Source organism: Streptomyces sp. RerS4 (assembly GCF_023515955.1).
Lineage (GTDB): Bacteria > Actinomycetota > Actinomycetes > Streptomycetales > Streptomycetaceae > Streptomyces.
In genome coordinates this window covers 1,114,985-1,140,297 of the sequence record NZ_CP097322.1, presented here as the reverse complement: position 1 = coordinate 1,140,297, position 25,313 = coordinate 1,114,985, and the positions used below count along the sequence as shown (strand labels likewise).

The 25,313-nt window shown below is 73.1% G+C and carries 21 protein-coding genes; 10 read left to right on the top strand and 11 right to left on the bottom strand.

Annotated features, from left to right (window positions below; all coding sequences use genetic code 11):
* Positions 1–170: 170 nt before the first annotated feature.
* From M4D82_RS05165 to M4D82_RS05150, 4 genes are all read left to right on the top strand, one after another.
* Positions 171–965, top strand: coding sequence for an MHYT domain-containing protein (locus M4D82_RS05165; protein WP_249764898.1), 795 nt, complete (start codon positions 171–173; stop codon positions 963–965).
* A gap of 439 nt (positions 966–1,404) precedes the next feature.
* On the top strand, positions 1,405–4,152 hold the full coding sequence (locus M4D82_RS05160) for a nitrate- and nitrite sensing domain-containing protein (RefSeq protein WP_249764897.1): 2,748 nt from the start codon (positions 1,405–1,407) through the stop codon (positions 4,150–4,152).
* A gap of 17 nt (positions 4,153–4,169) precedes the next feature.
* On the top strand, positions 4,170–4,619 hold the full coding sequence (locus M4D82_RS05155) for a DUF742 domain-containing protein (RefSeq protein WP_249764896.1): 450 nt from the start codon (positions 4,170–4,172) through the stop codon (positions 4,617–4,619).
* Complete coding sequence (locus M4D82_RS05150) at positions 4,619–5,329, top strand: GTP-binding protein (protein WP_502988873.1); 711 nt, start codon at positions 4,619–4,621, stop codon at positions 5,327–5,329. Before M4D82_RS05155 ends, M4D82_RS05150 begins: the two co-directional genes overlap by 1 nt.
* Positions 5,330–5,387: 58 nt before the next feature.
* On the opposite strand, the gene M4D82_RS05145 is transcribed toward M4D82_RS05150, so the two are convergent.
* Positions 5,388–5,825, bottom strand: coding sequence for a PPOX class F420-dependent oxidoreductase (locus tag M4D82_RS05145; RefSeq protein ID WP_249764895.1), 438 nt, complete (start codon positions 5,823–5,825; stop codon positions 5,388–5,390).
* A 106-nt stretch (positions 5,826–5,931) separates the two neighbouring features.
* Between M4D82_RS05145 and M4D82_RS05140 the strand changes: the two genes are divergently transcribed.
* Positions 5,932–6,330, top strand: coding sequence for a roadblock/LC7 domain-containing protein (locus tag M4D82_RS05140; RefSeq protein WP_042800536.1), 399 nt, complete (start codon positions 5,932–5,934; stop codon positions 6,328–6,330).
* 198 nt (positions 6,331–6,528) lie between these two features.
* Entirely contained in the window at positions 6,529–7,305 is a 777-nt protein-coding gene (locus tag M4D82_RS05135) for a DUF6397 family protein (RefSeq protein ID WP_249764894.1), read from the top strand.
* Here the strand turns inward: M4D82_RS05135 and M4D82_RS05130 are convergent.
* The 3 genes from M4D82_RS05130 to M4D82_RS05120 all read right to left on the bottom strand — a co-directional run bounded on the left by M4D82_RS05130 (position 7,269) and on the right by M4D82_RS05120 (position 11,196).
* Positions 7,269–7,670 (bottom strand): YchJ family protein, encoded by a 402-nt coding sequence (locus tag M4D82_RS05130; RefSeq protein ID WP_249764893.1) that lies wholly within the window; start codon positions 7,668–7,670, stop codon positions 7,269–7,271. The genes M4D82_RS05135 and M4D82_RS05130 overlap by 37 nt on opposite strands.
* 42 nt (positions 7,671–7,712) lie before the next feature.
* Positions 7,713–8,612, bottom strand: a complete 900-nt coding sequence (locus M4D82_RS05125) for an acyl-CoA thioesterase (RefSeq protein WP_249764892.1) — start codon at positions 8,610–8,612, stop codon at positions 7,713–7,715.
* 61 nt (positions 8,613–8,673) lie between these two features.
* Positions 8,674–11,196: a DEAD/DEAH box helicase gene (locus tag M4D82_RS05120; protein WP_349637044.1), complete on the bottom strand. Its 2,523-nt coding sequence runs from the start codon at positions 11,194–11,196 to the stop codon at positions 8,674–8,676.
* A 145-nt stretch (positions 11,197–11,341) separates the two neighbouring features.
* Here M4D82_RS05120 and M4D82_RS05115 point away from each other — a divergent pair, with 145 nt between their 5' ends.
* Entirely contained in the window at positions 11,342–12,133 is a 792-nt protein-coding gene (locus tag M4D82_RS05115) for a metal-dependent hydrolase (RefSeq protein ID WP_249764890.1), read from the top strand.
* Positions 12,134–12,338: 205 nt separating this feature from the next.
* Here the strand turns inward: M4D82_RS05115 and M4D82_RS05110 are convergent, their stop codons facing one another.
* The 4 genes from M4D82_RS05110 to M4D82_RS05095 form a co-directional block, all read right to left on the bottom strand.
* Entirely contained in the window at positions 12,339–14,120 is a 1,782-nt protein-coding gene (locus M4D82_RS05110; RefSeq protein WP_249764889.1) for an ABC transporter ATP-binding protein, read from the bottom strand.
* Entirely contained in the window at positions 14,117–15,943 is a 1,827-nt protein-coding gene (locus M4D82_RS05105; protein WP_249764888.1) for an ABC transporter transmembrane domain-containing protein, read from the bottom strand. Before M4D82_RS05105 ends, M4D82_RS05110 begins: the two co-directional genes overlap by 4 nt.
* 117 nt (positions 15,944–16,060) lie before the next feature.
* Positions 16,061–18,997, bottom strand: a complete 2,937-nt coding sequence (locus M4D82_RS05100; protein WP_249764887.1) for an FAD-binding and (Fe-S)-binding domain-containing protein — start codon at positions 18,995–18,997, stop codon at positions 16,061–16,063.
* Positions 18,998–19,090: 93 nt separating this feature from the next.
* A complete protein-coding gene (locus tag M4D82_RS05095; protein WP_249764886.1) occupies positions 19,091–19,600 on the bottom strand; it encodes a MarR family winged helix-turn-helix transcriptional regulator in 510 nt (169 codons plus the stop codon).
* An 86-nt stretch (positions 19,601–19,686) separates the two neighbouring features.
* On the opposite strand from M4D82_RS05095, the gene M4D82_RS05090 reads away from it, so the two are divergent.
* The 3 genes from M4D82_RS05090 (at position 19,687) to M4D82_RS05080 (ending at position 22,832) form a co-directional block, all read left to right on the top strand.
* On the top strand, positions 19,687–21,582 hold the full coding sequence (locus M4D82_RS05090) for an ABC transporter ATP-binding protein (protein WP_249764885.1): 1,896 nt from the start codon (positions 19,687–19,689) through the stop codon (positions 21,580–21,582).
* 11 nt (positions 21,583–21,593) lie between these two features.
* Positions 21,594–21,842, top strand: a complete 249-nt coding sequence (locus M4D82_RS05085; protein ID WP_249764884.1) for a hypothetical protein — start codon at positions 21,594–21,596, stop codon at positions 21,840–21,842.
* Between the two features lie 159 nt (positions 21,843–22,001).
* Entirely contained in the window at positions 22,002–22,832 is an 831-nt protein-coding gene (locus M4D82_RS05080) for a hypothetical protein (protein WP_249764883.1), read from the top strand.
* Here the strand turns inward: M4D82_RS05080 and M4D82_RS05075 are convergent.
* The 3 genes from M4D82_RS05075 to M4D82_RS05065 form a co-directional block, all read right to left on the bottom strand.
* The gene (locus M4D82_RS05075; RefSeq protein WP_249771478.1) at positions 22,829–23,932 is read right to left on the bottom strand and encodes an FAD-dependent oxidoreductase; all 1,104 of its coding nucleotides are present in this window, start codon (positions 23,930–23,932) and stop codon (positions 22,829–22,831) included. The two genes, M4D82_RS05080 and M4D82_RS05075, sit on opposite strands and share 4 nt — an antisense overlap.
* Before the next feature lie 68 nt (positions 23,933–24,000).
* Positions 24,001–24,678 carry an HAD family hydrolase gene (locus M4D82_RS05070; RefSeq protein ID WP_249764882.1) on the bottom strand — a complete coding sequence of 226 codons (678 nt, stop codon included), beginning with the start codon at positions 24,676–24,678 and terminating at the stop codon, positions 24,001–24,003.
* Positions 24,679–24,724: 46 nt separating this feature from the next.
* Positions 24,725–25,204 (bottom strand): Lrp/AsnC family transcriptional regulator, encoded by a 480-nt coding sequence (locus M4D82_RS05065; RefSeq protein WP_249764881.1) that lies wholly within the window; start codon positions 25,202–25,204, stop codon positions 24,725–24,727.
* Positions 25,205–25,313: the final 109 nt, after the last annotated feature.

Sequence of the window (25,313 nt, the reverse complement as noted above, 5' to 3'; positions counted from 1 at the left end):
CCCGCGCGGGGTCCAGGCCCACCGGTCCACCGGTCCGCCTGCGGGCCGTGCGCAAGCCGGCACCTGGTGTGATCGGAGATGAACGTCTCTCTGTCATATTCCAGCAGTTCCAACGGCTTTCGAAATGCGCCCCCTGTTCGCGCCCTCACCCGGACTAGCGTCCGTGGGCCATGGGACACCTGGACCACGCCGCCTACGGGTGGCTGACACCCGCGCTGTCATACGTGATGGCCTCGATCGGCGCCGCCCTCGGGCTGCGCTGCACCGTTCGCGCGCTCGCTGCCACCGGAGCCACCCGCCGCAACTGGCTCCTCACCGCCGCCTCCGCCATCGGAACCGGCATCTGGACGATGCACTTCGTCGCCGTGCTCGGCTTCCACGTCAGCGGCACCGAGATCCGCTACGACGTGCCGCTCACCCTCCTGAGCCTGTTCGTCGCCATGCTCGTCGTCGGGGCGGGGGTGTTCGCCGTCGGCTACGGGAGGAACCGCGGCCGGGCCCTCGTACTGGGCGGCCTCACCACCGGTCTCGGCGTCGCCAGCATGCACTACCTCGGGATGGCGGCCCTGCGGCTGCACGGCCGGATCTCCTACGACCCGCTCGCCGTCGGGCTCTCGATCGCCATCGCCGTCGTGGCCGCCACCGCCGCCCTCTGGGCCGCGCTCGACATCAAGGCGCCGGTGGCCGTCGCCGCCGCCTCGCTCGTCATGGGCGTGGCCGTCAGCAGCATGCACTACACCGGGATGACGGCCGTCACCGTCCACGTCACCCCCTCTGACCAGGCCCTTCCCGGAGCCACCGCCATGCAGTTCATCTTCCCGCTCGCGGTCGGACTGGGCTCCTACCTCTTCCTGACCGCCGCGTTCGTGGCGCTGTCCCCAACGGCGGACGAGCGGGCCGCCTCGGCCGCGGCGTCGACACGACATCCGATCGAGGGCCCCCCGAACCCCGCCCCCGCTCACTGACCCCGACGGTTGCCCCGCCCACTGAACCGGCCGCTCAACCCGCCGACCGAACCCGCCCACTGACCCCGGCGCTCAACCCTCCCGCCGAAACCCGCACCCGAATCCGCTCACCGATGCCGGTGGTCCCGCGCCGTCGGTGCGACGGCCGTCCGCCGTTCGACCCCGAAGCCGCCCCGCCACCGCCTTCCCGCACCGCCCGGAACGAGGAACCCATGCGCACACCCCGCACCAGACCCGAGGCGGCCGCGCCACCGGAGCCGCCCGCGCCGCGCGGCCGCCGGGCGCACGCCGCCCGGCCCGGGAGTCCGCGGCGCCGGACCCCCTCCGGGCGGCCCGACCGGCCGGCGACGGGGCGCCGGCTGCCCGGCGTAGGGTCCGGGTCCCGCTGCGGCCGGCCACGGTCCGCGCGAAGATCATCTCGCTGCTCATGGTCCCCGTCGTGTCCCTGCTCGCCCTCTGGGGCTTCGCCACCGTCAGCACCGCCCAGGAGATCGCCCGCCTCGGCCAGGTCCGGCAGATCGACGCCACCCTCCGCACGCCCCTCGCGGCCTCCCTGACCGAGCTCCAGGCCGAACGCCGGGCCGCCGTCCGCTTCCTGGCCGACCCCGCTTCCGACCAAGGTCCTGCCCTGGAACAGCAGGCCCGCCGCACCGACGACGCCGTGAAGCGACTGCGCCTCGGCGATCGGCACACCGTCGCGGACAGCGGCGAGCACCCCACCGAGGTCGTCACCCGCCTCGGCGCCTTCGTCACCGAGGCGGAAGCCCTCGCCACCGCCCGCAAGGACGTCGCGGCCCGGCGCATGGGCGCGGACGCCGCCTACGCGACGTACACGCGCGTGGCCGACGCCGCCCTCGCCGCCGAAGGCGCCCTGTCCGGTGGTGAACGCCCCGCACTGGGTCCCGAGTTCCGCGTCCTGCTGGAATTCGCCCGCGCCGGGGAGATGCTGTCGCGCGAGGACGCGCTGCTCGCCGTCCCCGGTACGCCGCGCACCGCCGAAACGCTCCGTCTGCTGGCCGGAGCCGTCGAGACCCGCCGCGCCCTGGCCACCGCCGCCGCCCGCGACCTGCCCGGCGCGCCGCGCGCCGCCTGGGACTCCGTGACGAGGAGCGCCGCGTACGGCGAACTCACCACCGTCGAGGACGAGACCCTGGCCGCGTACGCCCCGACCGGCACCGGCACCGGCACGGCGGCCAAGGACTCCAAGGACCTCAAGGACCCGAAGGACGCCAAGGACGCCCGCGGCACCGGCACCCCCGCCGGCTGGGACGCCGCGTACGCGAGCGTCGGCTCCTCCCTGCGCGAGATCGCCGAGGCCGCGCACGCCCGCGCCGTCGGCGGCGCCGACCCGTTCACCGAGGGCGCGCTCAGCCCGGCGGGCGCAGCGGTGCTGCTGGGGCTGGCCGCCGTCGCCGCCTCGCTCGTCATCTCCGTCCGCATCGGCCGTGCGCTGGTCGTGGAACTGGTCTCGCTGCGCAACACCGCCCTGGAGATCGCCCACCGCAAGCTGCCCCACGCCATGGACCGCCTGCGGTCCGGCCAGGGCATCGACGTGGCGGCCGAGGCCCCGGCCCCACCGGCCGCCGAGGACGAGATCACCCAGGTCGGGGCGGCCCTGTCGACCGTCCACCGGGCCGCGCTGAGCGCCGCCGTCGAACGCGCCGAACTGGCCGACGGGATCAGCGGCGTCTTCGTCAACCTCGCCCGCCGCAGTCAGGTCCTCGTCCACAAGCAGCTGAACCTGCTCGACTCGATGGAACGACGCGCGGACGACCCGGGCGAACTCGGCGACCTCTTCCGCCTCGACCACCTCACCACCCGCATGCGACGCCACGCGGAAAGCCTGATCATCCTCTCGGGCGCCGCCCCTGGACGTGCCTGGCGGACGCCGGTGCCGCTGACCAACGTCGTACGGGCCGCCGTCTCCGAGATCGAGGACTATCCGCGCGTCGAGGTCCGCGGCCTCGCCGAGGCCGCCGTCGTCGGCACGGCCGTCGCCGACCTCACCCATCTCCTCGCGGAACTGATCGAGAACGCCGCCCAGTTCTCCCCGCCGCACACCAAGGTCCGCGTCAGCGGCGAGGGCGTCGGCGCCGGATACGTCCTGGAGGTGGAGGACCGGGGGCTCGGGATGGGACGCGAGGCCCTGGCCGAGGCCAACCGCCGCATCGAGCAGTCCGAGGACCTCGACCTCTTCGACAGCGACCGCCTCGGGCTCTTCGTCGTCAGCCGGCTCTCGGCCCGCCACGGGGTACGCGTCCACCTGCGGACCTCGCCCTACGGAGGGACCACCGCCGTCGTCCTGCTGCCGAACGCCCTCCTCCAGGCGGCGATCGAGCCGGCGCCCGGCGCCGCACCGCAGCCGGAACGGGAACCCGCCCCGGCCCCCGAACGGCCGGAGCGCCCCGAGCCGCGACTGGCGCCGCGTCGGGACGCCGCGACGGAAGGCGCCGGGCGGACGCGCCCGCGGTGCAGGCGCCGCGGCCAACCCCGTGGCGGCGCTGCGGCCGCGCGGCTCGGGCGGCACGGTGACGGAGCTGCCGCGCCGGGTACGTCAGGCCAGCCTCGTCCCGCAGCTGCGCGAGGCCCCCCGGGCGACGGGCGCGACCGGCGAACGCCACGTCGGACCTGCGCCGGACCGCAGCCCGGAAGAGGCCCGCGACCGGATGGCCGCCTACCGCGACGGATGGGCGCGCGGCTCCCGGGAGAACTCCCCCCACGCAGGCAGCGAAGGAGAAGTGTGATGATCGAACACCACAGGATCGGCCTCGACGGGGCCCGTCGGCCCGGGGAACTTGACTGGCTCCTGGACGACATGGTGACGCGGGTCCGCGAGGTCCGGCACGCGGTCGTCCTGTCCAACGACGGCCTGGCGGTGGGTTCGTCCAGCGCCCTGAGCAGGGAGGACGCCGAGCACCTGGCCGCTGTGGCCTCCGGCTTCCACAGCCTCGCCAAGGGCGCGGGACGGCATTTCCACGCCGGGGGCGTGCGCCAGACGATGGTGGAGATGGACGAGGGCTTCCTCTTCGTCGCCGCCGCCGGCGACGGTTCCTGCCTGGCCGTCCTCAGCGCGGCCGGCGCCGACATCGGCCTGATCGCCTACGAGATGGCCCGCCTGGTCAAGCGCGTCGGCGAGCACTTGTACACGCCACCGCGCACGGCGGTCCGCCCGCCGGCCTTCGGGTGAGGGCGGCGGTCCGGCCCGTGGACGGCACGACGGACGGCACGCCGGACGGCCGGTGGGCCGGCGGAGGGGACGGCAGAGGGGGCGGCAAGGCGGGCGGCCGGTGGTACGACGCCGAGGCGGGGCCGCTCGTACGCCCGTACGCCATGACCGGCGGGCGGACGAAGCCCGGACCGCACGGGGTCCGGTTCGACCTGATCGCCTTGGTCGTGGTGGACACGGCCGCCGACGACGCGGACGAGGCCCTGTTGGGCCCCGAACACCGGGCGCTGCTGGGACTCTGCCGCGCCGAGACCCAGTCGGTGGCCGAACTCGCCGCCGACGCGGACCTGCCGGTGGGCGTCGTACGGGTCCTGCTGGGGGATCTCTTGGAGGCGGGGCACGTCAAGGTCAGCCGCCCGGTGCCGCCCGCGCGGCTGCCCGACGAGCGGATTCTGCGGGAAGTCATCGAGGGATTGCGAGCACTGTGATGGGACTGCACGACAACGGGCCGGCGGGGCAGGCGGGTTCGGGACATGCGGATTCGGGACCTGCGGATCCGGGACCTGCGGATCCGGGACCTGCGGGTTCGGGTGACGGCGAAGAGGAGGAGCTGGCCGCACTCGCGCTGAAGATCCTCGTGGCCGGGGGTTTCGGCGTCGGCAAGACCACGCTCGTCGGCGCGGTCAGCGAGATCCGACCGCTGCGGACGGAGGAACTGCTGAGCGAGGCGGGCGAACTGGTCGACGACACGGCCGGGGTGGACCGTAAGACCACGACGACCGTCGCCATGGACTTCGGGCGGATCACGATCCGCGAGGGCCTGTCGCTGTACCTGTTCGGGACGCCCGGCCAGGACCGGTTCTGGTTCCTGTGGGACGAGCTCTCGCAGGGCGCGCTGGGCGCGGTGGTCCTGGCCGACACCCGGCGGCTGGAGGACTGCTTCCCGGCCGTCGACTACTTCGAGCACCGGCGGATCCCGTTCGTGGTGGCCGTCAACTGTTTCGCCGACGCGCGTCGTTACGACGCGAACGAGGTGGCGCGGGCGTTGGACCTGGATCAGGGGACCCCGGTGGTGCTGTGTGACGCGCGGGACCGGGACTCGGGGAAGGAAGTGCTGATCAGGCTGGTCGAGCACGCCGGGCGGGTGCACACCGCCCGGCTGCTCGACTCGGTGTCGCCCCCCGCCGGTCCCGTGTGACACGGGACCGGCGGGGGAGTGGTCGGCGGAGGGGAAAGGGAAATGGAAAGGGGAGCGGTCAGTCCGCGATGCCGGCCACGGCGATCACCTTGTCGATGGGCACGCGGACGAGGAGTTCGCCGGGGACGCCGTTGCGGCGGCCGAACGCCTCGCCGTGCTCCTCACCCATGTAGCGGGCGCCGATGCGGGTCGCCCAGCGGAGCATGTCCTCCGGGTCCTCCTCGTACCCGCTGATCTTCGCCCGTCCCTCCAGGACGACGTGGGAGAAGGGCGGGCGGTCGTCGTCCACGCAGAGGGCGACCCGGCCGTCACGGGCCAGATTCCGCCCCTTGACGGTATGGGCACCGGTGTTGAAAACGAAGGAATCGCCGTCGAGAACGAACCAGATCGGAGCGATGTGCGGGCTTCCGTCCGCGCGGACCGTGGACAGCTTCCCGGTGCGGGTGGAGCGCGAGACGAACGCCCGCCATTCCTCTTGAGTCATCTTCCGTGCCATGGGTCCATCCTCCTTGCCCCAAAGCCGCTGGTGGGGAAGGCTGGCGGGACGACTACGCGGGGTGGGGCGCGGCCACGTCGGCCGCGTCGACGGGGAGGGGCTGGAAATGGCACTGGACAAGCAGCTCGACTGGCTTCTGGACGATCTGACGCGCAGGGTCCAACAGGTCCGGCACGCGGTGGTGCTGTCGAACGACGGGCTGGTGACGGCGGCGAGCGCCGGACTCGCGCGGGAGGACGCGGAGCACCTGGCGGCCGTGGCGGCCGGGTTGCAGAGCCTGGCCAAGGGGTCGGGGCGGCACTTCCGGGCGGGTGAGGTGCGCCAGACCATGGTCGAGTACGACGAGGGCTTCCTCTTCGTGGTGGCGGCCGGTTCGGGCAGCTGTCTGTGCGCGCTGAGCGCGGCCGAGGCCGACATCGTGCAGGTGGCGTACGAGATGACGCTGCTCGTCAACCGGGTCGGGGAGCACCTGGGCGTCGCGGAGCGGCGTATCACCGGGGGCTGACGGGGGCCGTTCCGGGGTTCGTTCGGGGGCTCGTTCGGGAGTTATCCACAGGCCTCGCGCGATGTCGTCGCGCGGAGTTACGGTCTTCACACAGAGTGATCGACGCTCGTGGGGGAGGCCGTGATGAACGTGGAAGCGCCGGTGCGTACGTCCGTGGACAGGGGTACGGACGATGGCCCGGAACGACAGGCTCTACGAGTGGAGGCGCGCCCGCAGACGCTGCTCGGCGGGGTCCGGGCGGCCGGGGAACTGGGCCTGAGCCGGGGTGAGTTCGTGCGGGCCGTACAGCTGGGACTGGTGCGGCCGGGCCCGCGGGGTCCGGGAGGCTCGGCGAGGTTCGCGCGGGCCGAGCTGGAGCGGGTCAAGGCGGAGGAGGGGTTCCCCGAGGCGCTGCGCGCCCGGGTCACCACCGTCGCCGGTGTCGACGCGTGCGCGGAGGCGTTGGGCGTCGGGCCGAGCCGGTTCACCCGGCTCGCGCGCTGCGGGCACCTCACGCCGCTCGGCTACCGGATCAACCGCTACCGGGTCGTCGTCTGGGTGTACCCGGTCGCGGAGCTGCGGGAGTTCGCCGCGCGGGAGCCGGGGATGTTGAGCGGGGTCGCGTCCCCGCGCGACCTGGAGTTGGTCCGGTCTCGGGCGGATCTGCGCCCGCGCCGATGGCGGGCCCGGCATGTGGGGCTGCTGCTGAGAGGGACCGCCGACCCGTGGGAGCGGGCCGCCGTGCTGGCTTCCGTACTGCCCGAGGAGGCGCTGCGGGCGGCCGTGCCCGACCCGCTCGAACGGATCGTGCTCGCCGCGCTCGCACCGCCGCCGCCCTACGGCCACCCGCAGGTGCCGGCGGCCGAGGCGGTGGCCCGGGGACTGCTGCGCGCGGACTCCCCGGAGGAGGTCGACTGGTACCGCACCAGCCTCGACTTCGCGCTGACCGGGGCGCGGGCTCAGTCGAACTCGACGGGGGACAGGGGGCCGACGTAGACCCAGGCCCCGCCCTCCCGGGCGAAGTCGCTGTGCTCGCGCAGCGAACCCGTGTGCCCGCCCTCGCGGTAGTGCGCGCGGAACTCCACCGAACCCCGGGTCTCGAACATCCCGCCGCGCTCGGTGGCGAGGATCTCCAGCCGCTCCCAACACTGCCCGGGATCCAGGTCCAGCCGGGCCGGCCGGGTCGTGGAGTGCCAGGAGCGCAGCAGGTAGGCGGTGTCGCCGACGGCGAAGGCGCTGAAGCGCGAGCGCATCAACAGCTCCGCGGTCGGGGCCGCCCGCGCGCCGGAGTGGAAACGGCCGCAGCACGTCGCGTAGGTGGCGGGCAGCCCGCAGGGGCAGGGACGGTCCGGGGTGGACATGGTGGCTCGGTTCTCCGGGTCGGGAAGGCGGTGGACGGCGGCTCAGACGGTCGGACCGGCCGGCGGGGTCTTCGGGGAGTAGGGCCGGAAGAGGCCCTCCTGCACCACGGAGACCAGCAGCCTGCCCTCCAGGTCGTAGATACGGCCCCGGGCCAGGCCGCGGCCGCCGTGCGCGATGGGCGACTCCTGGTCGTACAGGAACCACTCGTCCGCCCGGAACGGCCGGTGGAACCACATGGCGTGGTCCAGGGAGGCCATGTCGAAACCGCGCATGCCCCACAGCGGTTCCACGGGGATGCGCACGGCGTCGAGGAGGGTCATGTCACTGGCGTAGGTGAGGGCGCAGGTGTGCACGAGCGGGTCGTCGCCCAGGGGGCCGACCGCCCGCATCCACACCGCGCTGCGCGGATCGGCGTCCTTGAGCTCTTCGGGGGTCCAACGGAGCCGGTCCACGTACCGGATGTCGAAGGGCTGGCGGCGGGCCATCCGCTCCAGGGCCTCGGGCAGCGCGCCCAGGTGCTCGCGGATCTCGTCGGCGACCTTCGGGAGCGTGTCCGGGTGCGGGAAGTCGAGGCGGGGAGGCAGCTGGTGCTCGATGCTGCCCTCCTCCGGGTGATGGAAGGAGGCGGTCAGATTGAAGATGGTCTTGCCCTGCTGGACCGCGGTGACGCGGCGGGTCGTGAAGGAACGCCCGTCGCGCACCCGCTCCACCTGGTACACGATCGGCACCCCGGGAATGCCGGGGCGCAGGAAGTACGCGTGCAGCGAGTGGACCGGGCGGTCGCTCTCGGTGGTGCGGCCGGCGGCCACCAGCGCCTGGCCGGCGACCTGCCCGCCGAACACGCGCTGGAGGGACTCCTGGGGGCTCGCGCCCCGGAAGATGTTGACTTCGATCTGCTCCAGGTCGAGCAGATCGACCAGTCTCTCGGCGGGGTTCGTCATCTCGGGTTCTCCACCTTCTCCACGTTGTCCACTGTCGGGTCCGGCCGTCGCACTGCCGCGATCAGAGTGCGCCGAGTTCGCCGACCGAGGTGACCCGGATGACGGCCCGGCCCTCCTCGTCGGACGCCGCGAGGTCGACCTCGGCGCTGATGCCCCAGCCATGGTCACCGTTCGGGTCGGCGAAGGTCTGGCGGACGCGCCACAGCCCGTGCGCGGGGTCCTCCTCGATCTGGAGGAGCTTCGGGCCGCGCGCGTCGGGGCCGGTGCCGAGGTCGTCGTACTCGTCCCAGTACCCGTCCATGGCCTCGCCCCAGGCGTCGGCGTCCCAGCCGGACTCGCCGTCCAGCTCGCCCAGCTGGTCGACGTGGTCCAGCGCGGCCAGCTCCACCCGGCGGAACATCGCGTTGCGGACGAGCACGCGGAAGGCACGGGCGTTCGCCGTGACCGGCTTGACCTGGTCGGCCTTCTCCTGGGCCTGCTCCGCCGTCTCCACCTCCGGGTTCGCCAGCTGCTCCCACTCGTCGAGCAGGCTGGAGTCGACCTGGCGGACCAGTTCGCCGAGCCAGGCGATGAGGTCTTCGAGGTCTTCGGACTTCAGGTCGTCGGGGATGGTGTGGTCCAGCGCCTTGTACGCGCTCGCCAGGTAGCGCAGGACGATGCCCTCGGTGCGGGCCAGCTCGTAGAAGGAGGTGAACTCGCTGAAGGTCATCGCCCGCTCGTACATGTCGCGGATGATCGACTTCGGGGAGACCGGGTGGTCACGGACCCACGGGTGGCTCTTGCTGTAGACGTCGTAGGCGTGGAGCAGCAGCTCTTCGAGCGGCTTGGGGTAGGTGACGTCCTGGAGCCGCTCCATCCGCTCCTCGTACTCGATCCCGTCGGCCTTCATCGCCCCGACGGCGATACCGCGCTCCTTGTTCTGCTGGGCGGCCAGGATCTGGCGCGGGTCGTCCAGCGTGGATTCGACGACCGAGACCATGTCCAGCGCGTACGAGGGGGATTCGGGGTCCAGCAGGTCGAAGGAGGCCAGCGCGAAGGTGGACAGCGGCTGGTTCAGCGCGAAGTCCTGCTGGAGGTCGACGGTGAGCCGGATCGTGCGGCCCTCCGCGTCCGGGGTGTCCAGCTTCTCGACGACGCCGCCGTCCAGGAGCGAGCGGTAGATCGCGATGGCCCGGCGGATGTGCCGCAACTGGGCCTTGCGCGGCTCGTGGTTGTCCTCCAACAGGTGGCGCATCGCCTGGAAGGCGTCACCCGGCCGCGCGATGACCGACAGCAGCATGATGTTGGTGACCTTGAAGCGCGAGGTCAGCGGCTCCGGGTCGGCCGCGATCAGCTTCTCGAAGGTGGTGTCCGACCAGGCCACGAAGCCCTCGGGAGCCTTCTTGCGGACCACCTTGCGGCGCTTCTTCGGGTCGTCACCGGCCTTCGCGAGGGCCTTCTCGTTCTCGATGACGTGCTCGGGGGCCTGCGCGACCACGAAGCCGGCCGTGTCGAAACCGGCCCGGCCGGCGCGTCCGGCGATCTGGTGGAACTCGCGGGCCCGCAGCGTGCGCACCCGGTTGCCGTCGTACTTGGTGAGCGCCGTGAACAGCACCGTGCGGATGGGGACGTTGACGCCCACGCCCAGGGTGTCGGTACCGCAGATCACCTTCAGCAGACCGGCCTGCGCCAGCTTCTCCACGAGCCGCCGGTACTTGGGCAGCATGCCCGCGTGGTGCACGCCGATGCCGTGGCGCACGTACCGGGAGAGGTTCTGCCCGAACTTGGTGGTGAAGCGGAAGTTGCCGATCAGCTCGGCGATCTTGTCCTTCTCCTCGCGGGTGCACATGTTGATGCTCATCAACGACTGCGCCCGCTCGACCGCCTGGGCCTGCGTGAAGTGCACGATGTAGACGGGGGACTGCCGGGTCTCCAGCAGTTCGGTGATGGTGTCCGTGATCGGGGTGGTGACGTACTCGTACGACAGGGGCACGGGCCGGGTCGCCGAGCGGACCACGGAGGTCGGCCGGCCGGTGCGCCGGGTCAGGTCCTCCTCGAACCGCTTCACGTCGCCGAGCGTCGCCGACATCAGGACGAACTGCGCCTGCGGCAGCTCCAGCAGCGGGATCTGCCACGCCCAACCGCGGTCCGCCTCCGCGTAGAAGTGGAACTCGTCCATCACGACCTGGCCGATGTCCGCGTACTTGCCGTCGCGCAGCGCGATCGAGGCCAGCACCTCGGCGGTGCAGCAGATGATGGGAGCGTCGGCGTTCACGGAGGCGTCGCCGGTCAGCATGCCGACGTTCTCGGTGCCGAACAGCTTGCACAGGTCGAAGAACTTCTCCGACACCAGCGCCTTGATCGGCGCCGTGTAGAAGGTCACCTTGTCCTGGGCCAGCGCGGTGAAGTGGGCGCCGGCGGCGACGAGGCTCTTGCCGGAGCCCGTCGGGGTGGAAAGGATCACGTTCGCCCCGGAGACGACCTCGATCAGCGCCTCCTCCTGAGCCGGGTACAGGGTGATGCCCTGGTCCTCCGCCCACGAGGAGAAAGCCTCGAAGAGGGCATCGGGGTCGGCGTTCGGCGGGAGCTGATCAATGAGGGTCACACCCCCCATCTTGCCTGGCTTCTCACCGGAAGAGGGAACCGGCGGACCCAAGGAAGATCATCACGGGTACGCTGTGCCGTCGAGGCGGCCCGAACGAATCCCTCAACCGGGCCCCACCACGACAGGACCGGGGCGGGTAACGAGCATGATGGGTCCGGCGCACTCACTGTCCGGGGCGGCGGCCTGGCTGGGGGTGGGTGCCGCGACAGCCGCGGCCGGACACCCGATGCCCTGGCCGGTCCTCGTCGTCGGCGCCCTCATCTGCGCGGGCGCCGCGCTCGCCCCCGACCTCGACCACAAGTCGGCGACGATCTCCCGCGCCTTCGGTCCCCTCTCCCGGGGCCTGTGCGAGGTGGTCGACAAGATCTCCTACGCCGTCTACAAGGCCACCCGCTCCCCGCGCGACGCACGCCGCACCGGCGGCCACCGCACCTTGACCCACACCTGGGTCTGGGCCGTGGTCATCGGCGCCGGCTCCTCCGTGCTCGCGGTGACCATCGACCGCTGGGGCGTGCTCCTCCTGCTCTTCGTCCACCTCGTGCTGGCCGTCGAAGGCCTGCTGTGGCGGGCCGCCCGGATGTCCAGCGACATCCTCGTCTGGCTCCTCGGCGCGACCAGCGCCTGGATCCTGGCGGGTGTCCTGGACCAGCCGGGCAACGGCGCCGGTTGGCTGTTCACCGGCCCCGGTCAGGAATACCTCTGGCTCGGCCTGCCGGTCCTGCTCGGCGCCCTCGTCCACGACATCGGTGACGCGCTGACCGTCTCCGGCTGCCCGATCCTGTGGCCCCTGCCGATCGCCGGCAAGCGCTGGTACCCGATCGGCCCGCCGAAGGGGATGCGCTTCCGGGCGGGCAGCTGGGTGGAGCTCAAGGTGCTCATGCCGGTGTTCATGCTGCTCGGCGGCGTGGGCGGCGCGTCGGCCCTCGGGTTCATCTAGGAGGTGTCCGGCGGATCATGGCCGGGCCCGCGGCGTCTGGCACGGCGCCTCGCCGCGTTGCCGAAACGTCCCGATAGCTCCGCTATCAAGACGCTCCGGCGGCCTTGCGATGCACCGCACCAGACGCCGCGGCCTATCCGACCCTGACCCGCCGGACACCTCCTAGTCGGCCGCCGCCCACGCGCCCCCTTGTCGGGTGGGGGTCTCAGCCGTGCCAGGAGCGCCACAGGGCCGCGTAGGCGCCGTCGGCCGCCACCAGATCGTCGTGGGAGCCGAGCTCGCTGATCCGGCCCTCCTCCACCACCGCGATCACGTCCGCGTCGTGCGCGGTGTGGAGGCGGTGGGCGATGGCGATGACCGTGCGGCCGTCCAGCACCCGGGCCAGCGAACGCTCCAGGTGCCGGGCCGCCCTCGGGTCCAGCAGCGACGTCGCCTCGTCCAGCACCAGCGTGTGCGGGTCCGCCAGCACCAGGCGGGCCAGCGCCACCTGTTGCGCCTGCGCCGGTGTCAGCGCGCTCCCACCGGAGCCGACCTCGGTGTCCAGACCGGCGTCCAGGGCACGGGCCCAGCCGTCCGCGTCCACCGCGCCCAGCGCCGCCCACAGTTCGGTGTCCGCCGCGTTCGCCCGCGCCAGGCGCAGGTTGTCGCGCAGCGAGCCGACGAACACGTGGTGCTCCTGGTTGACCAGGGCCACGTGCTCCCGGACCCGCTCCGCCGGCATCCGCGACAACCGCGCGCCACCGAGGGTGACCTCGCCGGTCCGGGGCGCGTAGATGCCCGCCAGCAGCCGCCCGAGGGTGGACTTGCCCGCCCCGGAGGGCCCGACGAGCGCCATCCGGGTGCCGGGGGGCACGGACATCGACACCTGGTGCAGGACGTCCACGCCCTCCCGGTACCCGAAGCGCACTTCGTCCGCCCGCACGCCACGCCCCTCGGGCGTGACGGCCTCGTCCCCGCCGTCGGGTTCGATCTCGTGGACCCCCACCAGCCGACCGAGCGACACCTGCGCGATCTGCAACTCGTCGTACCAGCGCAGGATCAGCCCGATCGGGTCGACCATCATCTGCGCCAGCAGCGCCCCCGTCGTCAGCTGCCCCACCGACATCCAGCCCCGCAGCACGCAGTAGCCGCCGATCAGCAGCACCGAGCCGAGGATGGTCACGTAGGTGACGTTGACGACCGGGAAGAGGACCGTACGCAGGAACAGCGTGTACCGCTCCCAGGCCGTCCACTCCTTGATCCGCCGCTCCGACAGTTCGATCCGGCGCTCGCCCAGGCGGTGCGCCTCGACGGTGCGGCCCGCGTCCACGGTCTCGGTGAGCGCCGCCGCGACCGCCGCGTACCCCGCCGCCTCCGAGCGGTACGCGGAGGGAGCCCGGCGGAAGTACCACCGGCAGCCGATCACCAGCACCGGCAGCGCCACCAGCGCGGCCAGGGCCAGCGGCGGCGCGGTCACCGCGAGCGCCCCGAAGAGCAGCGAGACCCACACCACGCCGATGGCCAGCTGCGGCACGGCCTCGCGCATCGCCTCGGCCAGCCGGTCGATGTCGGTGGTGATCCGCGACAGCAGGTCACCGGTACCGGCCCGCTCCAGCACACCCGGCGGCAGGCCGACGGAACGCACGAGGAAGTCCTCGCGCAGGTCGGCGAGCATCTCCTCGCCGAGCATCGCCCCGCGCAGCCGCACCATCCGCGTGAAGAGGGTCTGCACGGCCAGGGCCACCGTGAACGCCAGTGCCACCCAGCCGAGGTGGAGCTCCCGCGCGCCGCGCGCGAGGTCGTCCACCACCCGTCCCAGCAGGTACGGGCCGACCATGGAGGCGACCACCGCGACCGCGTTGACCGTCACCAGCAGCACGAAGGCCCGCCGGTGGCGCAGGAACAGGCCGCGCACGTAGCCCCGTACGGTCGCCGAGGTGCCCACGGGCAGGGTCGCGGCGGTCTCGGGGGCTGCCGGATCGTACTGCGGCGGTGCCACGCCGATCATGCGGATTCCTCGATCTCTGTGAGTGCTTCTTCCATGTCGGCCAGTCGCCGTTCCTCGTCCGTCTCGCGCGTGACGACGGCCCGGTAGCGGGGGTCGGTCCGCAGGAGCTCGCGGTGCGTGCCCGTCGCCGCGGCCCGGCCCTCGTGGACGAGGACGACCCGTTCTGCGCGGTCCAGCAGCAGTGGCGAGGACGCCAGGACCACGGTGGTGCGTCCGGCGCGCAGGGCGGTGATCCCGTCGGCGATCCGGGCCTCCGTATGGGAGTCGACCGCCGAGGTCGGCTCGTCCAGGACGAGGACCTCCGGGTCGGTCACCAGGGAACGGGCCAGCGCGAGGCGCTGGCGCTGCCCGCCGGAGAGGGACCGGCCGCGTTCGGTGATCCGGGCGTCCATCGGATCGGCGATCCCCTCGGGCGCGGACTGCAGGAGCGAGTCCAGCACGTCGCCGCACTGCGCCGCCGACAGGGCCGGCTCGGGGGCCACCGCTCCCGAGGCCGGTACGTCGAGCAGCTCGCGCAGCGTCCCGGACAGCAGCACCGGATCCTTGTCCTGTACGAGGACCAGCGCGCGTGCCGTGTCCAGCGCGAGCGCGTCCAACGCGACCCCGCCGAGCAGCACCGAGGGCCCCTCGGCCGCGCTGTCCAGCGGGTGGCCGCCCAGGCGTTCGGCGAGCCGCCCCGCCAGGTCCGGGTCCCCGCACACCACGGCGGTGAACCGCCCGGCCGGGGCCACCAGCCCCGTCACGGGGTCGTACAGGTCGCCGCCCGGCGCCGGGGCCGCCACCGGCTCCGCCGCACTCGCGTCCACGGCGTCGGCGGCGTCGGACTCCGTTCGCGTCAGGGCCAGGACGCGGGCCGCGCGGGTGGCGGACGGCCGCGAGAAGGAGTAGGCCATCGCGATCTCCTGGAAGTGCCGCAGCGGGTACAGCAGGGTGGCCACCGCGCTGAAGGCCGCGACGAGTTCACCCACCTCCAGCCGACCGTCCAGGACCAGCGCCGAGCCGTACCAGACGACCGCGATCAGCAGGATGCCCGGCAGCAGCACCTGGATCGCCGCGATCAGCGCCCACATCCGGGCACTGCGCACGGCGGCCTGGCGGACCTGCTGCGAGGCCTCGCGGTAGCGTCCCAGGAACAGTTCCTCGCCGCCGATGCCGCGCAGCACGCGCAGGCCCGCCACGGTGTCGGAGGCCAGTTCGGTGGCCTTGCCCGCCTTCTCGCGCTGGACGTCGGCGCGCCGGGTGGCGCGCGGCAGCAGCGGCAGCACGGACAGGGCGAGCACGGGGACGCCCACGGCGACGACCACGCCGATGGCCGGCGCGTAGAACAGCAGGCCGACGCAGATGGCGACGACGGCGACCACGGCGGCGAGGAAGCGGGAGACGGCCTCGACGAACCAGCCGATCTTCTCGACGTCGGCGGTGGACACCGCCACCACCTCGCCGGCGGCGACCCGTCGGGTCAGGGCCGAACCCAGTTCGGCGGTCTTGCGGGCGAGCAACTGCTGCACGCGCGCGGCCGCGGTGATCCAGTTGGTGACGGCCGTACGGTGCAGCATCGCGTCGCCGACGGAGATCGCGACGCCGAGGACGACCATGAGGGCGCCGACGAGCAGCAGCCCCCGCCCGTCGCGCCGGACGACCGCGTCGACGCCCAGGCCCACCGCGTAGGGCAGGGCGGTGACCCCGCAGAAGTGCAGTACGCCCCACGCCAGGCTCTTGGCCTGGCCGCCGAGTTGTCCCCGGCCGAGCCACAGCAGCAGCCGGGGGCCGGATCGGGCGTCGGGTACTCCGGGATCCGGATACGGAAGATCACTGATCTGCATGACGCCCCATGATTCGAGTGGTGGAACCCGAACAAGGTTCGCCGTCCGGACGGGCGCCCGGCAATCGATTTTGCGTTGGCCAAGGCCTGACGCGAAAAGGTCCGCGTACGGCGTCGGTCAGGGACGGGTGGCGCGCTCCAGTTCCAGCAGCACCGACCGGTACGGGTGCCCGGTCGCCCGGTGCATCGCCACCTCGCACATGCGGTTCGCGGACACGTACGCGTCGAACGTCCGGGCCGTCACCTCCGCCGCCTCGCGGGCCGTCGCCGAGTCCGTCAGTTCCGGGTGCAGCATCCCCCGGTCCCCGGCGAAGGCGCAGCAGCCGGCGTCGTCCGGGACCACGACCTCCTCGGCGCAGGCCTCGGCCACGGCCCGTAGCCGCCCCTCGTCGTCCAGATGGAGGGTGGAGCAGGTGGGATGGAGGACGGCCGAGCCGACCGTACGCCGGATCTCCAGGCGGGGCAGCAGTTCTTCGGCGGCCCAGACGACCGAGTCCACGATCCGCAGCGCCCTGTGGAGGGCGAGGTTGTCGTCGGTCAGGTACGGGACCACCTCGCGGGCGATGCCCAGGGTGCAGGAGGAGGCGTCGACCACCAACGGCAGCCGACCCCCCGCCGTCCAGCCCCAGGCGGCGGCCACGATCCGGTTGGCCATCAGGCGGGCGCCCTCCTCGTAGCCCTTGGAGTGCCAGATCGTCGCGCAGCAGGTTCCGGTCACGTCGCGCGGGATCCACACCGGCTTCCCGGCCCGCTCCGACACGGCCACCACCGCCTCGGGCAGGGAGGGCCCCGGATCGCCGTCGGGCCCGCCGAAGATCCGGTTGACGCAGGCCGGGTAGTACACGGCGGCCGCGCCCACGCGCCGGGTCGCGGGCAGCCCGCGGGCCGCGGCGCCGGGGACCTGAGGCAGCCACCGCGGCACCAGGTCGGGGCGTACGAGCCTGCGCGCCGCCTCCGTCACCGCCGCCAGCGGCCGGTCCCCGACCCGGGCGGTGAGCGTGTCGGCCGCGCCGACGGCGAGGCGCGCGGCGGCCTCGACGGCCCTGAAGCGGCGGGCGGCCAGGGCGGCGGCCCGCTCCTCGCGGGCGGAGTGCCGACGGTGGCGGAAGTCCTTCATCAGCGCGCCCGTGTCGATCCCGACCGGGCAGGCGAGACGGCAGGTGGAGTCGCCCGCGCAGGTGTCGACGGCGTCGTAGCCGTAGGCGTCGAGCAGCGCGTCGAGGACGGGGGAGCCCGGGGCCTGGCGCATCATCTCGCGGCGCAGCGCGATCCGTTGGCGCGGCGTGGTCGTCAGGTCCTTGCTGGGGCAGGTCGGTTCGCAGAAGCCGCACTCGATGCACGGGTCGGTGACGGCCTCCACCCGAGGGATGGTCTTCAGGCCCCGCAGATGGGCGCGGGGGTCGCGGTCGAGGACGATCCGCGGGGCGAGGATCGCGTCCGGGTCGATGATCCGCTTGGTGCGCCACATCAGTTCCGTGGCCCGCGGCCCCCATTCCAGTTCCAGGAAGGGCGCCATGTTGCGGCCGGTGGAGTGCTCGGCCTTCAGCGATCCGTCGAACCGCTCGACCGTCAGCCGGCAGAAGGCCTCCATGAAGGCCCCGTACCGGGCCACGTCGGCGGGGTCGGCGGCGTCGAAGGCGAGCAGGAAGTGCAGGTTGCCGTGGGCGGCGTGACCGGCGACGGCCGCGTCGAACCCGTGCGCCGCCTGGAGTTCGAGGAGGGCCTCGCAGGCCTGCGCGAGCCGGGCCGGCGGGACGGCGAAGTCTTCGGTGATGAGGGTCGTGCCCGGCGCGCGGGCGCCGCCGACGGCCGCCACGAAGGCTTTGCGGGCCTTCCAATAGCCGGCGATGACGGCGGGGTCGCGGGTGAAGGCGTTGGTGACGGAGGCGACCGGCGCCACCAGGTCCAGGCGCGGCAGCAGCGCCGCCGCCCGCCGCTCGTACTCCTCGCGCCCGGCCCGGTCGGGGGCGCGGAACTCGACCAGCAGCGCCGTCGTGTCCTTGGGCAGCAGCGCCCAGTCGGCGGGTACGCCCGCCACGCTGACCGAGGCGCGCAGGGTGTTGCCGTCCATCAGCTCGACGGCGAGGGCGCCGGCCTCGTTGAACAGCGGTACGGCGGCGGCCGCCGCCGGCAGGGAAGGGAAGAACAGCAGGGCGCTCAGCAGCTCGCGGTCCAAGGGCAGGGTGTCGAAGACGACGTCGGCGATGAAACCGAGGGTGCCCTCGGAGCCGACGATGAGGCCGCGCAGGATCTCGACGGGGGTCGTGCCGTCGAGGTAGGCGTCGAGCCGGTAGCCGGTGGTGTTCTTGATCGCGTACTTGGCGCGGATCCGGGCGACGAGTGCGGGATCGGCCTCGATCTCGTGCTTGATCTCCATCAGGCCGTGGCAGAGCGCGGGTTCGGCGCGGGCCAGCTCCTCGTCGGCGAGCGGGTCGGCCGTGTCGACCACGGTGCCGGTCGGCAGGACGAGGGTGAGGGAGGACAGGGTGCGGTAGGAGTCGCGGGTGGTGCCGGCGGTCATGCCGGAGGCGTTGTTGGCGACGACCCCGCCGAGGGTGCAGGCGAGGGCGCTGGCCGGGTCGGGACCCAGGATCCGGCCGTGCCGGGCGAGCGCGGCGTTGGCCCGCTGGACGGTGGTGCCGGGCCGGATCCGGGCGCGCAGGCCCTCTTCGAGGACCTCGATCCCGGCCCAGTGGCGGCGTACGTCGACCAGGATGTCCTCGCCTTGAGCCTGGCCGTTGAGGGAGGTCCCGGCGGCGCGGAAGACCACCTCGCGCTGTCGGCCGTGGGCGTAGGAGAGCACCGCCGAGATGTCGTCGATGTCCTCGGCGATCACCACGACCTGCGGCACGAAGCGGTACGGGGAGGCGTCGGTGGCGTAGCGGACCAGGTCGGAGACCTTCCACAGCACCTTCTCGGCGCCCAGCAGTTCGGCCAGCTCGGTGCGCAGGGTCGCGGGGGTGCCGGCCGCCGGCCGGTCCGGGACCCGGTCGGGGGACGGGCCGCGGGGGGTGCGCGGGCGCAGCGCCCCCGGCTCCGGTTCCAGCAGCGGCATGGTCGCCCTCCCTCGTGCGTCGCGGTCCGTCGGCGCGGAGGACGGGGCGGCCTGCTCGGCAGATGCTCGGCAGGCGCGCTCGGCGGGCCCGCTTCAGCAGGCGCGCCGCTCCGCCGGGGCGTCCGCCAGCGCGTCCAGCAGGCCGCCGAGCACCTCGCGCTGTTCGGCGGTCAATGGAGCCAGGATCTCCTCTGCCGCGTCGGTTCGCGCGTTACGCAGACGGCGTAGCGTGGCGCGGCCGGTTTCGGTGAGCTCGATCCGGATCACGCGCCGGTTCGCCGGGTCGGGTACGCGGCGCACGCAGTCGGCCGCCTCCAGCCCGTCCACGAGGGTGGTCACGGCGCGGGGGACGACCTCCAGCCGCGCGGCCAGATCGGCCATGCGGGGCGGCTGACCGCCGCCGTAGTGCGAGACGAGGCGCAGCAGCCGGCCCTGGGCGGGGGTGATCCCGAGCGGTTCCATGTACCGCTTCTGGATGCGGTGGAGCCGGCGCGTGAGGCGCAGCAGCTGCTCGGCGAGGACGCCGTCGGTGGTGTCCCGCGTGCCGTCGGCGGAGTCCCGGGCGGCGCTCTCGCGGGTGTCGGTGTCGGAACCGGTGCTCATACTGGGAAACAGTACCAGGACCCGATTCATTGTGAGTATAGGTAACAATGAGCTAAGCTCATCGGAGTCGCGTCAGAAGGAGGCCCATGCGCCCCGAAGAACCGGACTGGATCCCATCGAACGAAGCCCTCGACCCCTCCCGCCCGGCCCCGGCGGAGCGCCCGCGCGAGCTGCGCCGCATCGTCGGCCTGTTCCGCCCCTACCGCGGCCGGCTCGCGGTCGTCGGCGCGCTCGTCGCCGCCTCCTCCCTGGTCGGCGTGGCCTCGCCGTTCCTGCTCAAGGAGATCCTGGACGTCGCCATCCCGCAGGGGCGTACGGGACTGCTCAGCCTGCTGGCGCTCGGCATGATCCTCACCGCCGTCGTGACCAGCGTCTTCGGCGTGCTCCAGACCCTGATCTCCACCACGGTCGGCCAGCGCGTCATGCACGACCTGCGGACCGCCGTCTACGGCCGGCTCCAGCGCATGCCGCTGGCCTTCTTCACCCGCACCCGCACCGGTGAGGTGCAGTCCCGCATAGCCAATGACATCGGGGGCATGCAGGCCACGGTCACCTCGACCGCGACCTCCCTCGTGTCGAACCTGACCGCCGTCATCGCCTCCGTCGTCGCGATGCTGGCGCTCGACTGGCGGCTCACGCTGGTCTCGCTGCTCCTCCTGCCGCTCTTCGTGTGGATCAGCCGCCGGGTCGGCCGCGAGCGCAAGAAGATCACCATGCAGCGGCAGCGCCAGATGGCGGCGATGGCAGCCACCGTCACCGAATCCCTCTCGGTGAGCGGCATCCTGCTCGGCCGCACCATGGGCCGCTCGGAGTCCCTGACCGCCGCCTTCTCACAGGAGTCGGACAAGCTCGTCGGGCTGGAGGTGCGCTCCAGCATGGCCGGGCGCTGGCGGATGTCCACGATCGGCATCGTCATGGCCGCGATGCCCGCGCTGATCTACTGGGCGGCCGGCATAGCCCTCCAGACCGGAGCCCCCTCCCTCTCCGTGGGCACGCTCGTCGCCTTCGTCACCCTCCAACAGGGCCTGTTCCGGCCGGCTGTGAGCCTGCTGTCGACCGGCGTGCAGATCCAGACCTCGCTCGCCCTGTTCGCCCGCATCTTCGAGTACCTCGACCTGCCGGTGGACATCACCGAGCGCCGGGACCCGGTGCGCCTGGAGCGCGCCAAGGGCGAGGTCCGCCTGGAGGACGTGCACTTCGCCTACGACGCGAAGAGCGGCCCCACGCTCACCGGCATCGACATCACCGTCCCGGCCGGCGGCTCCCTCGCCGTGGTCGGCCCGACCGGGTCCGGCAAGAGCACCCTCAGCTACCTCGTGCCGCGCCTCTACGACGTGACCGGCGGCCGGGTCACCCTCGACGGGGTGGACGTACGCGACCTCGACTTCGACTCGCTGGCCCGCTCCATAGGCGTCGTCTCCCAGGAGACGTACCTCTTCCACGCCTCGGTCGCCGACAACCTCCGCTTCGCCAAGCCCGACGCCACCGACGAGGAGATCGTCGAGGCGGCCCGCGCCGCCCAGATCCACGACCACATCGCATCCCTGCCCGACGGGTACGACACGCTGGTCGGCGAGCGCGGCTACCGCTTCTCCGGCGGCGAGAAGCAGCGCCTGGCGATCGCCCGCACCATCCTGCGCGACCCGCCGGTGCTGATCCTCGACGAGGCCACCAGCGCCCTCGACACCCGCACCGAGCACGCGGTGCAGCGTGCCATCGACAACCTCTCGCACGGTCGTACCACCATCACCATCGCCCACCGCCTCTCCACGGTGCGCGACGCCGATCAGATCGTCGTCCTCGACGGCGGTCGGATAGCGGAGCGCGGCACGCACGAGGAACTGCTGGGGATGGGCGGCCGGTACGCCGCGCTGGTCCGCCGGGACCGGGACGCCGCCGCGCGGACGGCGGCGGAGACGTCCGGGCAGGTCAACGGGCGGGGCGACGCCAAGGACCCCGTACCCGCTCCGGTGAACGTGTGATCGTATGACCTGTGAGGCGGCGTCGCCGCCGTCGGACCGGCCCTGCCGGCCGAGGCGAAGGTGACCTCGAAGTCCACGCCGCCACGCCGCTCGCGTACATGGTGCGGGCGGCCCACGAGAAGCTCGCCACGAAGGCCGTCGCGGACGGCGCCAAGGCGCACGGCATGACCCCGTACCAGACGGCCACCACGTACGACGAGCACAAGAAGCGCGTCGCGGAGTCCAACCGGCTCCGTGCGGCGGCGGGCCCGGGGCGGTAATGCGGCGGCGCCACGGGCGCCTCGGCCCCTACCATCGGCAGCCGTGCCGCTGCCGGGTCGGCGGCGAAACGGGGGTGGTGCGCGGTGAAGTGGCCGTGGAAGGCGAAGCCGAAGCGGGAGCCGGGGTCCGTGGTCGAACCCGAGCCCGGAGCCGAGCCCGTGTCCGAGCCCGGGGGCGGGATGTCGGAGGAGGAGGCCGCCGAGAAGGCCGGGCGCGCGGTGGTGGAGCGGCTGTGGGGGCGTCAGGTGGCCGACTGGCGACGGTGGCTCGCCCGCTCCCCGCACGGGGTCGACCTGCTCCTGTGGTGGTACCGCGAGGAGGAGATCACCGCCCTGGTCGGCGCGGACCGCTACGCCGAGCGGCTCGCCGAGTTGCTGTCCGGGGCCGCGCCCCGCGACCTCGCCGCGCTGGGGCTGGGCTGCACGCGCAGGGGGGACCGCCCCTGCCGCGCCCCCGAGATCTGCTCCCAGGACGAGCCGGAGCCGCCGGTCGACGGGGCGCCGCACCACCGCTACGGCCCGACACCCGGGGCGTGCGGCGACTTCGTCGACCTCGTGACCCCGCACGGGATCCAGGTGGACTTCACCACCGGCGACCGCCACAGGGCGGTGTTCCTGCTCCGCGACAACGCGGCCTTGGCGCGGCTGTGGGTGGACGGCGTACCGGTCGCGGAGGGCAGGATGCTGGACAACGGCGGGTACTGGCACCAGGACCGCTTCTACGTGATCCAGATCGAGGGGCCCGAAGACCACCCGGCGCAAGGGCTCGGGGACATCGGCGACTGGCTGTACGCCATCGTCTCGCTGGCGGTCTACGACGCCGAGCGCGGCCGGGAGTACGTGTTCGTCCCCGGCCCCGACGAACACTGGACCGAGCCGGAGCTACGGGTCCTCGACGGCGTGGGGTACGTCTACGCGAACCGCGAGTCCCGCGAGGCGAACACCCCCGACCGCACCTTCCCGACAGACGCCCCGACCGCCACCCCCTAAGCCGTGGTCGGGGACTGCGCCGGGGTGGTCAGGAGGCGGCGGAGGTCGCGTACGGCGGCGGCGCCGGCGCGGTTGGCGCCTATGGTGGAGGCCGAGGGGCCGTAGCCGACCAGGTGGACGCGCTCGTCGCGCGCCGCCCGGGTTCCCTCCACGCGGATGCCGCCCCCGCTCTCGCGCAGCCGCAGCGGCGCCAGGTGGTCGACGGCGGCGCGGAATCCGGTGGCCCACAGGATCACGTCGGCGTCCACGCGACGCCCGTCCGCCCAGGCCACGCCGGTCGGGGTGAGCCGGTCGAACATCGGCTGCCGGTCCAGCACCCCCGACTCCAGCCCGCCCCGCACGGCGTCGGTCAGGGCGAGCCCGGTCACGCTGACCACGCTGCGCGGGGGCAGTCCCCGCCGGACCCGCTCCTCCACCAGGGCCACCGCCGCCCGGCCCTCGACCTCGCCGAACGGCCCCTCGCGGAACACCGGGGGCCGCCGGGTCACCCAGGTGGTCTCCGCCGCCACCTCGGCGATCTCCAGCAGGTGTTGCACGCCCGAGGAGCCGCCGCCCACGACGACGACCCGGGCGCCCGCGAACTCCTCGGGCCCCGGGTAGTTCGCGGTGTGCAGCTGCCGTCCCCGGAACAGCTCCTGCCCCGGGTAGCGCGGCCAGAACGGCCGGTCCCAGGTCCCGGTGGCGTTGATCAGCGCTCGCGCCGACCACGACCCCGCCGAGGTCTCCACGCGCAGCCGCTCGCCCGCGTCGCGTACGGCGCGTACGTCCACGGGGCGGCGTACGCGCAGGTCGAAGCGTTCCTCGTAGGCGGCGAAGTACGCGCCGATGACCTCGGACGAGGGCCGCAGCGGGTCGGCGCCGACCAGCTCCATGCCGGGCAGGGCGTGCATCCCGTGCACCTTGCCGTAGGTCAGCGAGGGCCAGCGGAACTGCCAGGCCCCGCCGGGGCGCGGCGCGTGGTCCAGGACCACGTGGTCGATCCCCGCCCGGCTCAGGTGGTACGCGCTGGACAGCCCCGCCTGTCCGGCGCCGATGACCACCACGTCGACCACGTCGACATCCGCCGCTTCCGTATCCGCATCCGCCGCGCCCCGCGCCATATCGTTCACGGTTCTACCAACTCGCCGGGCCGTCCGGATCTTCCCGCGCGTCGAGCCCTCTCGGCGGCTCAGGCGACGCCGCGGGCGCTGAGCCAGTCGTACGCCGCCTCCGCGCTGAACTCCGCCTGGCCGCCCGCGAAGAGCAGCCCGGCGGACGCGAAGGCCGGATCCCCGGCGGTGTCCGCGACGTAGGGGACCGCCACGCAGCCCATCCCCGCCGCGCGGGCGGCCACCGCGCCGGGCGCCGCGTCCTCGACGACCACGCAGTCGGCGGGCGGCACGCCCAGCCGGCGGGCGGCCTCCAGGAACACGTCCGGGGCCGGCTTGCCGTGCGCGACCTCCTCGGCGGAGACCACCGTGGTCAGCAGCGCGTCCAGGCCGGTGCCCGCCAGGACCGCGTCGATCGCCGCGCGCGAGGAACCGGACGCCACCGCCATCGCGACGCCCTCGGCGTGCAGCCGTTCCACGAAGGCGCGCATCCGCGGGAAGGCCGGCGTGGCGATACGGGCCAGTTCCAGGTAGGCCGCGTTCTGCTCCGCCAGGAGCTGTTCCACCGGGGCCGACAGGGCGTAGCGCTCCTTGAGGATCTCCAACGTCTCCAGGGTGCCTATACCGATGAAGCGGGAGTGCTGCTCCCAGGTGAAATCGGGGACCCCGTGCCGCTCCAGGGTGCGGCGGCCCGACTCGTAGTAGTTCGGTTCGCTGTCCACGAGGGTGCCGTCGAGATCGAATATGACGGAAATCATCCGCTGTGCCCGTCCTGCCGGTCGTGTGCCTTCCTCGGTCATCCTGTCAGGGTTTGCGAGCGGCTCGTCCCACGGACTCGACCAGCGGCAGCAGCCGGTGCGCGACCCGCTCGCGCAGGGCCACCTCGGTCCGTGTGCGGACCACGCCGGGCAGCCGGATCAGGCGTTGGATCACGTCCTCCAGGTGTGCGTTGTCCCGGGCCGCCACCCGGGTGAGGAGGTCGCCCCCGCCGGTGATCGAGAACGCCTCGATGATCTCGGGTACGGAGGCCAGCGCGTCGCCCACCTCGTCCAGATGCCCCTGCGTCACCTCGATGTGCACGAAGGCGAGCACCGGGTGTCCGAGCGCGGCGGGGGAGAGCACGGGACCGGTGCCGGTGATCACCCCGGTGCGTTCCAGCCGGTCCAGCCGGGCCTGGAGGGTGCCGCGCGCGACGCCGAGGATCCGGGCGTACTCCCGGACACTGGTGCGCGGCTGCTCGATCAGCAGGCGCAGGATTCGGGTGTCGAGCTCGTCCACCGCCATGCCTGGACTGTACCAATGGCCCCGTCCGAGGGAGCGGGATCGGCCGTGCCGGCGGATCATGGGTGGAGCGTGGGGGAGCACGGGCGAGCACGGGTGCGGTGGCCCACGA

Coding starts and splice junctions, on each gene's coding strand:
- M4D82_RS05125 (WP_249764892.1), bottom strand. CDS start 8,612: ATGACGAACCCCGCCGAGAGACTGGTCGATCTGCTCGACCTGGAGCAG.
- M4D82_RS05090 (WP_249764885.1), top strand. CDS start 19,687: ATGCGCCCCGAAGAACCGGACTGGATCCCATCGAACGAAGCCCTCGAC.
- M4D82_RS05105 (WP_249764888.1), bottom strand. CDS start 15,943: ATGCAGATCAGTGATCTTCCGTATCCGGATCCCGGAGTACCCGACGCC.
- M4D82_RS05150 (WP_502988873.1), top strand. CDS start 4,619: ATGGGACTGCACGACAACGGGCCGGCGGGGCAGGCGGGTTCGGGACAT.
- M4D82_RS05110 (WP_249764889.1), bottom strand. CDS start 14,120: ATGATCGGCGTGGCACCGCCGCAGTACGATCCGGCAGCCCCCGAGACC.
- M4D82_RS05130 (WP_249764893.1), bottom strand. CDS start 7,670: ATGTCCACCCCGGACCGTCCCTGCCCCTGCGGGCTGCCCGCCACCTAC.
- M4D82_RS05140 (WP_042800536.1), top strand. CDS start 5,932: ATGGCACTGGACAAGCAGCTCGACTGGCTTCTGGACGATCTGACGCGC.
- M4D82_RS05075 (WP_249771478.1), bottom strand. CDS start 23,932: ATGGCGCGGGGCGCGGCGGATGCGGATACGGAAGCGGCGGATGTCGAC.
- M4D82_RS05165 (WP_249764898.1), top strand. CDS start 171: ATGGGACACCTGGACCACGCCGCCTACGGGTGGCTGACACCCGCGCTG.
- M4D82_RS05070 (WP_249764882.1), bottom strand. CDS start 24,678: ATGATTTCCGTCATATTCGATCTCGACGGCACCCTCGTGGACAGCGAA.
- M4D82_RS05065 (WP_249764881.1), bottom strand. CDS start 25,204: ATGGCGGTGGACGAGCTCGACACCCGAATCCTGCGCCTGCTGATCGAG.
- M4D82_RS05095 (WP_249764886.1), bottom strand. CDS start 19,600: ATGAGCACCGGTTCCGACACCGACACCCGCGAGAGCGCCGCCCGGGAC.
- M4D82_RS05145 (WP_249764895.1), bottom strand. CDS start 5,825: ATGGCACGGAAGATGACTCAAGAGGAATGGCGGGCGTTCGTCTCGCGC.
- M4D82_RS05100 (WP_249764887.1), bottom strand. CDS start 18,997: ATGCCGCTGCTGGAACCGGAGCCGGGGGCGCTGCGCCCGCGCACCCCC.
- M4D82_RS05115 (WP_249764890.1), top strand. CDS start 11,342: ATGATGGGTCCGGCGCACTCACTGTCCGGGGCGGCGGCCTGGCTGGGG.